Consider the following 13,391-nt stretch of genomic DNA (forward strand, 5'->3'; position numbering starts at 1 on the left):
GTCCGGGGGCCGGGCCCAGCCCTGGAACCCTTGAACAACTGGCCTCGACCCTCGCCACCACCGAAACAATCTTTATGGCCTTCAGGCCGACGCTTACGAGTTTGTTTCGAAAAATGCCAGGCCTCTTCGAAGACGAAAACCGGCCCGGCCGTAAAAACCATAAGAATTGGCTCTCCGCGTGGCCCAGTCCATGCAACCTCTCGAAAAAACGGGGAGAATAAAAATTGTGATTGTTCGATGGTCTAACGGATTTCACGAGGCGTGCGGCTAGCATGGTGACGGTGCGCGATGTGCGCAAGGCGTTCGAAGTGCCTAAGAAGCCGCCGATCCAGGCTTTGACGGGGGTTGACCTGACGGCCGAGCCGGGGCGGGTGCACGGCCTCCTCGGTGTGAACGGGGCGGGCAAGACCACGCTGCTGCGGATCCTCGCCACCGTGATCCGGGCGGATTCCGGGACGGCCACCGTCCAGGGGTTCGACGTCGGCAGGGAGCCGGAGAAGGTGCGCGCCTCGATCGGGTTCCTTTCTGGTTCGACTGCGGTCTATGGGCGGCTCAATCCCGTGGAGACCCTGCGCTACTTCGGCTCGCTCTGCGGGATGTCAGAGGAGGCGCTCGACAAAAGGGTGGGATATGTCGTGGAGCGTTTCGGCATAGACAGCTTCAGCGACCAGCTTTGCGAGAAACTTTCGACCGGCCAAAAGCAGCGCGTCGGCATTGCCCGCGCCATCCTTCACGACCCACCCGTCGTGTTCTTTGACGAGCCGACTTCCGGGCTCGACGTGGTCACCAAGCAGGGGGTCATGGAGTTCATCGAGGAGTGCCGCGAGATCGGCAAGACAGTGGTCTTTTCCACCCACGTCATGAGCGAGGCAGACCGGGTGTGCGACGACGTCACGATCATCCATGACGGCAAGGTGCTGGCCGCGGGCACGAAAGAAGAGTTCCTGCGGCAGCACGGGGCGGTCGCCCTAGAGCCCGCGTTTTTGGCTGCGGTCGGCTACGGTTCGGCGGTGAAGGCATGAATCGCGCCCTGACGATTTTTTTGAAGGAGCTGCGGGAAACGTTCCGAGACCGTCGCGTGGTGCAGGCGGCCTTCGTCATGCCGGTCTTCATGATCCTCCTCATGGTCTTCCTCTTCGGCATGCTGGAGAAGAAACTGAGCGAGCCGCCACGACCAGAGATCGCGGTGGTCGGCCAAGAAGTCACCGGGGTCAGGGCGGCGCTCTTGAAGGGGTTGGCCGGGGAGACCAAGTACGTGGCCGACCGCGAATCGGGGGTCAAGATGCTTCGAGAAGGGAAGGTGAAGCTCGTGGTCCAATTCGATCCGGACTTCGAGGAGAAAGTCGCATCGGGGCAGACGAAGATGCAGATCGTCTTCGACCCGACGAACACCATGTCGCAGATTTCGGCCGGGACCGTGCGCAAGGCGGTCGAAGCTTTGAACGTCCAGCGGGCGCGCGCGACGTTCGAGGCGGCCGGGTATCCGGGTAACGCAGTGGAGCCGATCAAACTCCAAGAGAGCGCCGACAAACCGCCGGAGGGCTTGGGCGGGTCGCTGCTCGCGGGATTGCTGCCGTACCTGATCGTGCTGTGGGCCTTCTATGGGGGGATGAGCCTGGCGGCGGACATGGTCGCAGGGGAGAAAGAACGCGGCACCCTCGAGACGCTCCTCACGACACCGGTCTCGCGGATGGACATCGTCGTCGGCAAGGCGCTTGCGCTGGGCACGACGTGCCTCTGCAGCGCGGGCAGCAGCCTCATCGCCTTGCTCGTGGTCGGGGCTATGGGGTTGCCGGCGACGCGCGAGATGTTCCCCTCGGGACTGTCGCTGCCGGTCACTTCGGTCTTGACCCTGCTCCTGGTGATCGTGAGCCTGGTCGCGATGTTCACCACGATCCTGATGGCGGTCTCGTCCTATGCCAAGACCATGCGTGAAGCCCAGACCTACCTGACCCTGGTGAGCTTCGCCGTGCTCATGCCGGCCGTTTCGAGCCAGTTCATCGGGTTCACGGGGGCGGAGCGGGCCCCTTGGATCCGGTGGACCCCCGTGCTGAACGCGGCCATGAGCCTGCGCGACGCGCTGGTCGGGCGGATCGATTGGGGCAGCACGGTCGCGACCGTCGGGCTGAGCTTCGCGATCGCCGTGGTCTTCGCAATGTTAACAGTGCGCCTCTTCAAGGACGAGCGGATCCTAGGCAAAGGCGCTTGACGGCTAGGCCTTGGTGCCGGGTGAATCACGAGTCTTTGGTTAAGGCGTAATCTAACCGGGCAAAATCTTGCCCGGTGTCGCGTTTTGCTGAGCAAGAACGAGAAGTTCGGACCGGTCCAGGGGCCGCCTTCGTCGTGCGGGAGGCTTCTTTTGACGACCTTGACGGGATCGCCGATTTGACGGCGGGGCGGAGCGGTGTCGAGGTCGAGAAGCTCCCGCCCTGGGACCAGAGCGAGGTTCCGGCAAACCCTGGCGACCGGCGCCTCTTCATCGTGGAGTCCGACGGGGCAGTCGTGGGCTTTGGCCGTGTGGCGCGGCTGGAGATCCCGAGCTTGCCGAGCGGTTGGTACCTCGCCGGTGCCGTGATCGACGCCGACCACGCCACTTCAGAGCTTGGTCACGTCTTGACGCGCAAGCGGCTCGACTGGATCGGGGAGCGCGCGCCCGAAGCCTTTTCTTGCGCCGATTCTGACGACTCCGCCAGCATCATCCGGCATGCAGAACTCGGATTTGACGAAGTGGCGAACCCGGGACTTAAGGGGAACGCCCTCTTGTACCGGATCTCCCTGCCGTTGAAGCCTGCCTTCAAGAGTCGGAGATAAGGCGACTCAGGACTTGATGGCCGCGCGCAGGTTTGCGTACTGGAGGTTCGACTTGAACCGGTCCGGGACGCGGCCGCCGCGTGAGTAGCCGGACATCACCCGCACCCCGACTTTCACCTTTCGGTCGCTCGAGACGTAGGGGCCAATGTTGTCCACCAGCCGAAGCTTCAGGGTCGCACCCCCCGAGCGGCCGGTCTGTTGCGCTTGCAGGTAGTCCCAGCGGTTCGTCTTCGTGTTCCAGACGTAGAGGAACGCGGTCGTCGTGGCGGTGTTCGTCGCCGAGACGGTGACGGTCGGTTCGAGGTAGCGCAGGCTGCTGGCGGCGGTCGGCGCGTCAAAGGTCACGCTCGCCATGGCGGCTCGCTCGCCGCTCGCGTTGGCCTCGTCCTGCAGGACGTAGCCTGCGGCGTTGGGGCTCGCCACGTCGTCGAGGGTCCCGCTCACATAAGTTCCGAGCACTCGCGCCACCGAGGCAGGCCGAATGTCGTTCTTGCTGAAGCGGTTGGCATAGGCCATCGCCGCGGCTCTCGCGACGTTCACCCGGCCGTTGCTGAACGTGGAGGCTGGGCCGATCTTGTCAGCCGTGGCATAGAGGATGTCGCGGACATCTGCGGGTTCGAGGTTCGGGCTGATCGACCAGATAAGGGCCACCGCACCGTTGGCCACCGGAGTCGCCATGCTCGTCCCGCTGGCGAAGCCGAAGCCGCCGCCGTTGGTGGTGCTCAGGATGTTCACGCCCGGCGCGAAGATCGAGACTCCGCGGCCAAAGGCGGAGAAACCGGCCTTGCGGTCGGCCTCGTCCGAGGCGCCGACGACGATCGTCGACCGGTACTGGAACCCGGAGAGGTTGCGACCGTCGTTGCCGGCCGCGTAAAGGAAGAGCCCGCCCTTCGCCTCGACATACTGCGCAGTGGTCTCGACCGCGGGGTCGTCGACGCCGGTATAGCTCGCGCTGACCACCTTTGCGCCGTGGTCCACCGCCCATCGGGCGCCGGCCAGGATGTCCTCGCCGGACGCGCCGCCGCCAGGTTCGTTCGAGGTTCGGATCGGCATGATCCGGAACCCCCAACCGACGCCGCAGACGCCGACGCCGTTGTTGCCGACCGCGGCCGCGTCGCCCGCCACGTGGGTGCCGTGGCCGTTGATGTCCTGGACCTTTCCGCCTTGCGCTTGGGGCAAGCGGTCGACCGAGTTGTAACCCCGCACCATGGCAGCGCGGAGGTCCGGGTGGCCGATGTCCATGCCCGTGTCCACCACCGCGACGGTGACGTTGGACGTCCCACTTCCATAAAACCAGCCGAGCGGGCACTGCATGACGGTGTGGTGCCACTGCTGGCCGAACATCGGGTCGTTCGGGGTCACTGGGGCAACGGCGAGCGACTTCTTCCAGTTCGGGGTGACGTAGTCGAAGGCCCCTGTGCCCATGAAGCGCTTGCTCATGGCATTCTCGTTGTCGCCCCTGGGGACCTTGAGGATGAACTCGTTCACCTCTGGGTAGCTGCGGAGCGTCAGGGGCTTAATCTGCCTCAGGGCGGCATCGTAAAGGGCCTGCGCGCGGCTCGGGCTAGCGCCGAGCTTCATAAGTTCGCTGGGCAGGTAAGGGCGCGCGATCATCGTGCCCGTGAACTCCAGCTCTCCCTTTTCTTGGATGTAGGGCCCGAACCTTCCTCCAGCACCGAACGGCGACGCGACCGCAAGAGTGACCGCGGAAAGCGCGGCGAGGGTCAGAAGGGTTCTTGCCATGGACTAGGCCATGGTACCCAATCTAAGGCCCGGTTCGCGATGCGTCATTGGCAGATGTAGCCTCCGTCGATGACCAGCTCCGCGCCCGTCACAAACTTGGATTCGTCGGAGACGAGGTACACGATGCCCCAGGCGATGTCGTCCGGTTCGCCCACGTGGCCCACGGGGTGGCGCGCGTCAAGCGCCTTGCGACCCTCGGCTATGTCCAACCCCGCTTCGCGCAGGAAGCGTTCGACCAACGGCGTCCAAATGAAGCCGGGGTGGACCGAGTTCACGCGGATCTTGTCCTTTGCGTAGAGAAGGGCGTCGGTCTTCGTCATCGACCGCACGGCGCCTTTGCTCGCGTGGTAGGCCGGGATGTCCGGTGCGCTGATGATCCCGTAGATGCTCGAGACGTTGACGATGCTGCCGCCTCCGGCGCGGAGCATGTGCGGGATCGCGTGCTTCGTGCAGAAGAACACGCCTTTGGTGTTTACGGCTTGCACCCGGTCCCACTCCTCTTCGGTGAGTTCATGGGTCGGCTTGTTCGCCCCCTCGATGCCCGCGTTGTTCACGACCGCGTCGAGGCGGCCCCACTTGGCGACGACTTCGCTAAAGACGGTCTTCGTCTCTGCCTCGTCGGATACGTCCAGGTGCCAATAGGCTCCGCCGATCTCTTCGGCCAAGGCCCGGCCTTCTTCATCGAGCAAATCTGTCACGGCGACTTTCGCGCCTTCTTCGGCGAGCCTCTGGCAGGCCGCGCGGCCTATTCCGAGGGAGCCACCCGTGACGATGACGACTTTATCTTTAACGCGTGCCATATCGCCTCCATGAGCGGCGCTCGGCCCGGTCTTCCTTGTCGTTTCTTGGGCGTCGCGCCCTTCTCTATTGTACTCAGGGGGCGCAAATGAAACGCCCCCTCCGGAAGGGAGGGGGCGTCGGGTCTGACGGTCGCTTAGCGACCGACGGTCCAGTTAACGAAGTCGACTTCGTTGCACCAGAGGCTGAGGGCGGACGGGCCGGTCTGCTTGATGCCGTAGCGCATTCGGACCGTGCCGCTGCCGTCGGCGTAGCGGGCAAGGTTGCCGTCGCCGTTGACTTCACGGACGGCGTAGCTGCTCGTCACGGGGAACTCGGCGCGGTTCACCCAAGCGGCGTTCAGGAAGTCGCGGAGCTCGATCGCGATGCGGAACGCACCGGTGTTGCCCATTCGGACCTTCATGCCGAGCTTGAAGCTGCTCGGGTTGGCGACGGTCGTGCGACCCTCGACCTCGACCTGGACCGGATCCACGCTCTGGTTCGGGACGATGAACTTGCAGACGCGGAGAGCGTTGTTGTCATCGGCGGCGAGGCTGGCGAGGTTGCCCTGGTCGAGGCGGCCCAAGCGGACCACAAAGGCGGTCGGGACGACCGTCTCGGGGCTCTGGGCGCCCTGCGGAACGAGCGAGACGCCGCGGAAGCGGGTGTCGGCCGGGGCGCTGGCGATCACGGTGAAGGCCGAGAGCGGGCCCTGGTCGATCGTCGTCGCGAGGACGTTGTTCGCGTTGCCGCCGCTGGTCACGAAGATGCGGACGTCGTTTCCTTCCTTCCTGACCGTAAGGCCGCGGGCGGTGGCGACGTTGAGGCCGGCATTGAGCGTGTACTGGTTCACCCACTGCGAACCGTTGAACGTCCACTTAGAGACGCCGCCGAAGCCGGCGGCACCCGCGTCAGAGGCGACGTAGAGGGTGTCCTCGTCAGAGAAGGCGAACTCGTAGGGGCTGATCGGCGCGTTGGTGGACGGGTCGAAGCCGGGGAGCAGGATCGTGGCGTTGTCGGGGCCGGTCGGCAGACCGTTGCCCACCGTGTTCACGCCGCGGAAAGCGCCGGACATCGTGGAAACGAACAGCTGGCCGAAGAAGATGCGGACGACGCGGGTGTTCGTCGGCGAGGGGGAAACCAGGGTCGAAAGGAGGTCGCCGAGCTGGGCGCTGCGGACGCCGCCGAGGGTGCCAGCGGCGGTGCCGGCCGACCAGAACTGGACGCCGTCCGAAGACGTGCCGGAGCGGACGTTGTTCGTGTCGTAGGCGTCGGTCAGGGCGGTGCTGCTGTCCACGGTGCCGTCGGCAGCGATGCGGGCGATGACGCGGTTGACGCTGGAAACGCTCGTCGAAACGACGGCGGGGGTGCCGACCTCGGCGTCGTAGCCGACATGGACGAGGTACTTACCGTCGGCGCTCAGGCTCAGCCAGCCTTCGCTGGTCGCGCTGCCGCTGTTGGTCACGATGCGGTTGTTGCCGACGCGCGCCGTGGGGAGCATGATCGACTGGACAAGCACGCCGGCCGGGGTGTACTCGTCAAGGAAGACGGCAGCGGCGGCGTTATTGAGCGGCGCGGTGCCGTCGCCAACTCGGCTGACAACAATGTTGCCGGGCGTGAAGGGGGCGGCGTTGGCCGCGACGGCGGCAAGCGCCATGAGCGCAACAGCGCCAAACTTGATATTTAACTTCATTTTCCTTTCCTCGGTATAGACGTGAGGTAAATGTTAAGAACTCTTAACATTTCATGCTCAGCCTTCAAGATTGAGCACCCAATGGGTTTACCCTTTTGATAGGGGCCATGGGAACGTCCCGGGACGAATAGCTACTCTCTTGCGGGACCCCTTGCTGGAGGCCTTTTCTCGCCAGGAGATGGCGAGAATTGAGTCTACAACGGCAGGCACAACACCGGAGAATTAGGGCAGTCTTGGCAAGGCTTCTGTGCGGGGCCACCCAGTCGTCGCATTGAAGTTTTGCGTCGTTAATTCGTAAGGGTCGACGGGATTGCTCCGCCTTAACCTTTAGCCCATGAAACACCCTAATGCCTTGCCAGGCGAGTGCACGTCAGGGGTTCGTCGATGCTATGAACTCTTTGGCCCGACCCGCTTCAGCGCGCGGTCGAGGTAAGCCGTCTCTGGCATGCCGAGCCGCTTCGCTGCGAAATAGTACGCCCACGCGCCGGTCAGCCCACCAAGGAGCAGAACGGATCCCGCGACCAGCTTGCCCGGGTGCGGCTGCACCACGAGCGCGTCCAAGGCGAACCATAAGCCGGCGATAGGCGCCGTGGAGGCCAAGGCAAGGCCGAGCGTGCGCAGGATCCCACGGATATCGAGCCCGTCGACCTGCCTCTTGATCGCCACGAGCAGAAGGGCCGCCATCACGACGGCGGCGATCGAGCCCGAGAGGGTGAGCAGCGCGGGCGGCCACGCGAGAAGGTAGCTCAGGCCGCAGAGCCCGAGAAAGACGGCCGTCGCAATGGTGCCGAGGACGACGGGAGTCAACGTCTGTTGCACGGCGAAAAACGCGCGCATCAGCACGGGCTGGGCGCACCACGCCACGATCCCGATGGCGAAGGGGCGAAGCACCATGATCGTCCGCGCCGTCTCCTCCGGGCCGAACGCGCCGTGCTCGAGCAGCAGCCGGATGATCGCCGTCGGCATCGTGATCAAGAGGACGGTGGCGGGGACGGCGAGGAAGACGACCGTGCGGAGGGTGGAGGAGACCTGGTCGCGGAAGGCGTCCATCCGGCCTTGGGCGAAGAACTGGGCCAGGGCGGGGAAGGCGGCAATCGCCAGCGACTGGCCGAAGATGGCGAGCGGCGCTTGGACGAGCCGGTTCGCGTTGTCCAGGGCCGAGACCAGCGACTCGTCCTTATAGAACGTCGCGAAGACGTTCAGGATGAGCGCGAACACGCTCGGAAGAGAGAGCCCGAGGACGACCGGCAACATGAGTCGGAAGACTTTCCGCGCCCCTTCGTTCTTCAGGTCGAATGTGAGCTCGAACTTTGCGCCCAGGTGCCGCATCACGAAGAGTGGGATCACGATGTTCCCGATGAAGGCCCCTGCAAGCGCGCCCCATCCCAGGCCAAGGACGCCCGGGGTGAAGAAATGGGAGAGGACGAGCCCGCCCGTGATGATGCCGAGGTTGTAGACGTTCGGCCCGAGGCCAGGCACGGTGAAAACCTGGCGGGCATAGAGGGTCCCGAACATGATGCCCCCTATGAAGAAGGCGAACTGGGCGGGGAGCAAGACCCGGCTGATCGGCACAATGAGGTGGTGCAACTCTGGTTTGCCGGGGGCAACGAGATAGGCCAGTTGTGGTGCGAAGACCCAAGCGGCGGCGATCACCACGATCAACAGCACCGACATCACGCTGACCACGACGCTGAAAAGCTTCCACGCCTCCTCCTCGCGACCGGTGTGGAGGTACTCGCTGAAGACGGGAATGAAGGCGGAGCTGAGCGCACCGCCGGCGACCAGGAAGAAGATCAGGTCCGGGATGCCGAAGGCGAGGACATAGGCGCTGCGCTCGGCCGATTGGCCGAAGAGGCCTGCGATGACGGCGTCCCTCACCAGGCCCAAGACCCGGCTGCCCACCAGGCTCGCCATCATGATCCAGCCGGCGCGGGCGACGTTCGGCTTTGCTTCTGAAGCCTCCAAGGGAAGCGAGTTTAGCCGACCCCCAAAATGACGGAGGGCACGAGCGATGTGCCCGTGCCCGTGTCAATCCGAAGGGTTGGAGCGGGAAAAGAGATTCGAACTCTCGACCCTCTCGTTGGCAACGAGATGCTCTACCACTGAGCTATTCCCGCCTCCGGAATTTGATTATAGCCACTTCGGAACTGCTTTTCAAGGGCCCTGGGTGGCGGGTCCTAGGGAATCAGACGTGGCGCTCGAGGAACCCCTTGATCGTGTCCTTGCTGCCGGCGCCGACCATTCGGTCGACCTCTTGGCCGCCCTTGAAGACCACCAGGGCTGGGATGCTCATGATCCCGTACCGGGTCGCCAAGTCGCCCTCGGCGTCGACGTCGACCTTGTAGACCTTGGCCTTGCCGGCCATCTCAGACGCGATCTGTTCGATACTCGGGCCGATCGCCTTGCAGGGACCGCACCATTCGGCCCAGAAGTCGACTAAGACGGGGACGTCCGACTGGAGGACCTCTTTCTCAAAATCTGCGGTGGAGACCGCCATGTTCGCTGCCATTGTGTAGTTCCTTCTGCCGAGCAGGCGGAAAAGTTACCGAGGTATACCTCAGAGGCGACCGGCTTCGGCCTGTCGCGAACCTCCCGTCCTGCCGTATACGTCTATAGAAGGCTAACGGCAGAAGGACCGTTCCAAGAGGACTAAGACTTGAAGACGAACCCGAGAATCCTGACGTTGACCATGGGCCTCGCCCTGGTTTCCATGGGCGCGGTGGCCCAACAGCGTTCGACGCCTCAGAACTTCCGCGGCCCGGCGGAAACGGGGCTCGTCGGCATCAACCTCTTCGATCCAGGCACCCGGGTCATTGCCAAATACGGTTCGCCGGTCGAGATCCAGGCGCTCGCGATCGGGACTGGCGCAGGGCTCGGCGCGACAGCCTCGACCAGCGGCGGTGGCCGACAAGGCCCGGCCGGAGCCGGCGGCCAGCGAGCTGGTGGCGGTGGAGGCGGCGGCGGACGCCCGACGGCTTCGATCGACCAGATCCTGCCCGGTTCGCTCGGCGGCTTCATCGGCGACCCGTTCGGCGACGGCAGCGAGTGGAAGCAACAGGCTCCCAGCGCTCCGACGGCGGCAGGCGCCCAGGGCGGCCAGTTCGGCGGGGGCACCGGTGAGGGGGCGGCCCGTGCGGGCGGCGGCCAGATCGACCCAGGCGCGGGCGGCGCCGCTTCCGGTGGCGGTGGACTGCAATCGAGCGGCCTCGTCACCTTCACCCGATGGGTCTACAACCGTGGCCCCAGCCGCTACGCCTTCGTGCTGGACAACCACAACCGCGTGATCCAGATCGAAGCCGTCGGCTCGATCGATTCGCGGCCGGTCACGAAGCGGGGGATCTGCTTCAACAAGACGTTCGGCAACATTATCAACGCCTACAACGACCCCGACGGCTACGAGATCAACGGTGACACCATCGTCGTGCGCTACCTGCAGCGAGGAAACGTCGCGTTCCGGCTCCAGCGCACTGAGGCGAACAAGCCTCACCGGGTCACCGGCATCGTGGTCGCCGCAGGAAGCTAAGAGGCGGCGTGGACGACGTCGACCGGGTTCGCTCAAGGGCTAACCTTGTCGATTTGGTGCGACAGCGGGTCGCGCTCAAGAAAGTCGGTCGGACGTGGAAGGGGCTCTGTCCCTTCCACGACGATCGCAACCCCTCCTTCCAGGTCGACCAAGAGACGGGTCGCTACCGCTGCTGGTCCTGCGGGGCGAAGGGCGACTCCTTTGACTGGGTCATGCAGACCGATAAGGTCGATTTCGCCGAGGCTCTGCGCATCCTCGCTGCCCTAACTGGGGTCGAGCTCACTCGGCGGCAAGGGGAGAAAAAGACCGAGGTCGAACAGTGGCTCAGCGCCATGGAAGCCGCCCAGGACTTCTTTCAGAAGCAGTTCGCCCTTTCCGCGACTGCACGAGAGTACTGCCAGGCCCGAGGGCTCGACGCGGACACCGTGGCCCAATGGGGCCTTGGCTACGCCCCGGACGTAAACGCAGCCCTCGCCACCGTGTTGCAAAAGGCCGGGCACAGCCTGGCCGACTGCCGCAAGCTTTTCCTCGTCGAGGCGGATAGCGGCGGGGGCTACTACGACCGCTTTCGCGGTCGGCTCATGTTCCCGATCCACGATGAACGGGGGCGCCTGGTGGCATTCGGCGGACGCATCCTCGGGGACGGCCACCCCAAGTATGTCAACAGTGGCGATACCCCGCTTTTCTCCAAGAGCCGCGTGCTCTACGGCTTGGACCGCGCCAAGCCGACCCTCGTCGAAACTCAGACGGCCGTGCTTGTCGAGGGCTATCTGGACGTCATCGCGTGCCATCGGGCGGGCGTGACCGGCGCCCTCGCCAGCCTGGGGACTTCCTTGACCGAGGAGCATGCCAAGCTGCTCCGGCGGTGGGCCGAAACCGTGGTCGTCCTTTATGACAGCGACACGGCGGGCCAGAAGGCTTCGGAGCGGGCGTGCGAGGTGCTTCGGGCAGGAGGGTTGAAGGTGCGGGTGGCGGTGTTACCGGAGGGCGACGACCCGGACACCCTGCTCCGCAGGGACGGTCCGCAGGCCGTTCTGCGCGCGGTGGAGCAACCCGTCTCCGAGCTTCAATACCGCCTGGTCCAGGCAGAACGCCGGCACGGCCACACCTCGCAAGAGTTCTGGACCGAAGCGGCAAAGGCACTGGTGGAAGCCACCGACCCGATGGAGCGGGCGGGGGAAGTCGACCGGCTGGTGGCTCGGTATCCGTTCACCGCCGATCGGGCCTCGGCCCGGCGCGCCGTCGAAGAACTCATCCGTGCCGAGGCCGCCAAGTCGGAACCGCAGGGCTCGACGCCGAGGACGTCTGCGCGGGGGGGCCGGCGGGCGTTCCGGCCGAGGCTCCACATGGAGATGACCCAGGCCGAGGCGGCGATCCTGCGGTCCCTCCTGTCCGCCCAGCTTCGGCAGCGTGCCTGGGAGACCTGCTTGCGCGAGGACATCTTCTTCTCCGCGCCGGCCGCCAAGATCGCGGAATCGGTCCGACGGGCGTTTCCTGACCAGGCTCCCGAGGGCGAGCCGCCCGTTTGGCTGTCGAAGCTGGATCCGGACGATGCGGCGCGGCTGACCGACCTCGTCCGCGAAATGCACCTTTCGCCCAGCAAGGAGCGGCTCTTGGCCGAGCACGAGACCTTCGACGGCGCCATGGAGATCCTTGAGGAAAAGCTGGAATCCAGGAAACGGCAGACGGGGAGCTCGGCCGCCGTCGTCGACATGGACGCCTTCCGCGAATACAGCGCACGCCTGCGCGCGGCCAAGGGCGAGCCCCAAGACTAAAGTCCATTAAGATTCCTTTACCGAAAGTCCGAATCGCACGGCTTTTGTCGTATGGTTACTTCGTGGGCACGATTCCTGCGCTCCGAAGGCAACCCCGAAGATTTGGGGATGGCGGCGCGCAAAGAGCCGCGGGTGCGGACGACGCGGTCAAAGCTTGGCTTGAGCGCATCGGCGAGATTCCATTGCTGAGCGCAGAGCAGGAACGGCGCGTCGCCGAATGCAGCGCGCAGGGCTGCCCAGAATGCCGTCGGGAGTTGATCGAGCACAACCTTCGGCTCGTCGTCGGGATCGCTGCGAAATTTGCGGGGACGGGTGTCCCCCTCCAGGATCTTATCCAGGAGGGCAATATCGGCCTCATGAACGCGGCCGCGCGTTTCGACCCTTCCCGTGGCCACCGGTTCAGCACGTATGCGACCTGGTGGGTCCGGCAAGCGGTGAGCCGGGCGGCGGCCAACCAATCCGGCTTGGTGCGCGTCCCTGCCCATGCCCGCGACGCGAAGGCCCGGCTGCAGCATTTGGTCCGGCGAATGGCCCGAGAACTCCGCCGCGAGCCCAGCCTTGAGGAGCTTGGCTCTGCCGCTGGCGCCAGCATCGAGGACGTCCGGTTCCAGCTCTCTCCCTCGCCGGAGGTCTCGTTTGTCGGCTCAATGGAAGAAGATGCCTGGGAGCGGATCGCGCCGACGACGGCCGGGAACGACTTTGACGTGCTGGTGGACGAGGAGGTCGCGCACGTCGTGCGGCGGTTGATCGAGACGTTGCCGACCGCGGAACGCGAGGTGACGATGCGGCGTTACGGCCTCTCCGGCGAGAAGCCGCAGAGCGTGCGGGCCGTGGCGGAGGCCCTTCGATTAAAGCCGAGCGAGGTGCGCCAGGCGCAGGCAAGGGCTCTTGCGCGGCTCCGCCATCCGATGCTTTCCTCCGCGATCCGCGACGCCCTCAGCGGAATCTCGTATGGAACGGCGTGACCGCGCCTCACGTCGAAGTCCTGCTCGCCACGGGCGAACGCGTCCCCCTTTCGGCGCTCTATGCCGAGCCGCTGGCGCTCGTCTTTCTGCGGCATTTCGGGTGA

General features: G+C 65.0%; 11 protein-coding genes and 1 tRNA gene. 6 read left to right on the forward strand and 6 right to left on the reverse strand.

Annotated elements, in window-relative coordinates; translation table 11 throughout:
* Positions 1-230 precede the first annotated feature (230 nt).
* From KF733_06335 to KF733_06345, 3 genes are all read left to right on the forward strand, one after another.
* Positions 231-1,022, forward strand: a complete 792-nt coding sequence (locus tag KF733_06335) for an ABC transporter ATP-binding protein (protein ID QYK57098.1) — start codon at positions 231-233, stop codon at positions 1,020-1,022.
* On the forward strand, positions 1,019-2,209 hold the full coding sequence (locus tag KF733_06340) for an ABC transporter permease (GenBank protein QYK57099.1): 1,191 nt from the start codon (positions 1,019-1,021) through the stop codon (positions 2,207-2,209). Before KF733_06335 ends, KF733_06340 begins: the two co-directional genes overlap by 4 nt.
* 74 nt (positions 2,210-2,283) lie before the next feature.
* Positions 2,284-2,811, forward strand: a complete 528-nt coding sequence (locus tag KF733_06345) for a hypothetical protein (GenBank protein ID QYK57100.1) — start codon at positions 2,284-2,286, stop codon at positions 2,809-2,811.
* Positions 2,812-2,817: 6 nt separating this feature from the next.
* Here KF733_06345 and KF733_06350 read toward each other — a convergent pair whose 3' ends face one another.
* The 6 genes from KF733_06350 to trxA all read right to left on the reverse strand — a co-directional run bounded on the left by KF733_06350 (position 2,818) and on the right by trxA (position 9,533).
* Positions 2,818-4,554 (reverse strand): S8 family serine peptidase, encoded by a 1,737-nt coding sequence (locus KF733_06350; protein QYK57101.1) that lies wholly within the window; start codon positions 4,552-4,554, stop codon positions 2,818-2,820.
* A gap of 44 nt (positions 4,555-4,598) precedes the next feature.
* The gene (locus tag KF733_06355) at positions 4,599-5,354 is read right to left on the reverse strand and encodes a glucose 1-dehydrogenase (protein QYK57102.1); all 756 of its coding nucleotides are present in this window, start codon (positions 5,352-5,354) and stop codon (positions 4,599-4,601) included.
* A gap of 134 nt (positions 5,355-5,488) precedes the next feature.
* Complete coding sequence (locus tag KF733_06360) at positions 5,489-7,024, reverse strand: hypothetical protein (GenBank protein ID QYK57103.1); 1,536 nt, start codon at positions 7,022-7,024, stop codon at positions 5,489-5,491.
* 387 nt (positions 7,025-7,411) lie between these two features.
* Positions 7,412-8,989: a murein biosynthesis integral membrane protein MurJ gene (gene murJ, locus KF733_06365; GenBank protein ID QYK57104.1), complete on the reverse strand. Its 1,578-nt coding sequence runs from the start codon at positions 8,987-8,989 to the stop codon at positions 7,412-7,414.
* 77 nt (positions 8,990-9,066) lie between these two features.
* Positions 9,067-9,141 (reverse strand) — tRNA-Gly (locus tag KF733_06370).
* Between the two features lie 68 nt (positions 9,142-9,209).
* Positions 9,210-9,533, reverse strand: coding sequence for a thioredoxin (gene trxA, locus KF733_06375; protein QYK57105.1), 324 nt, complete (start codon positions 9,531-9,533; stop codon positions 9,210-9,212).
* A gap of 180 nt (positions 9,534-9,713) precedes the next feature.
* Here trxA and KF733_06380 point away from each other — a divergent pair, with 180 nt between their 5' ends.
* From KF733_06380 to KF733_06390, 3 genes are all read left to right on the forward strand, one after another.
* Positions 9,714-10,547 (forward strand): hypothetical protein, encoded by an 834-nt coding sequence (locus KF733_06380; protein ID QYK57106.1) that lies wholly within the window; start codon positions 9,714-9,716, stop codon positions 10,545-10,547.
* An 8-nt stretch (positions 10,548-10,555) separates the two neighbouring features.
* A complete protein-coding gene (gene dnaG, locus KF733_06385) occupies positions 10,556-12,322 on the forward strand; it encodes a DNA primase (GenBank protein QYK57107.1) in 1,767 nt (588 codons plus the stop codon).
* Between the two features lie 62 nt (positions 12,323-12,384).
* Positions 12,385-13,287, forward strand: a complete 903-nt coding sequence (locus KF733_06390; GenBank protein QYK57108.1) for a sigma-70 family RNA polymerase sigma factor — start codon at positions 12,385-12,387, stop codon at positions 13,285-13,287.
* Positions 13,288-13,391 lie beyond the last annotated feature (104 nt).

It is taken from the genome of Fimbriimonadaceae bacterium, assembly GCA_019454125.1.
GTDB lineage: Bacteria > Armatimonadota > Fimbriimonadia > Fimbriimonadales > Fimbriimonadaceae > JALHNM01.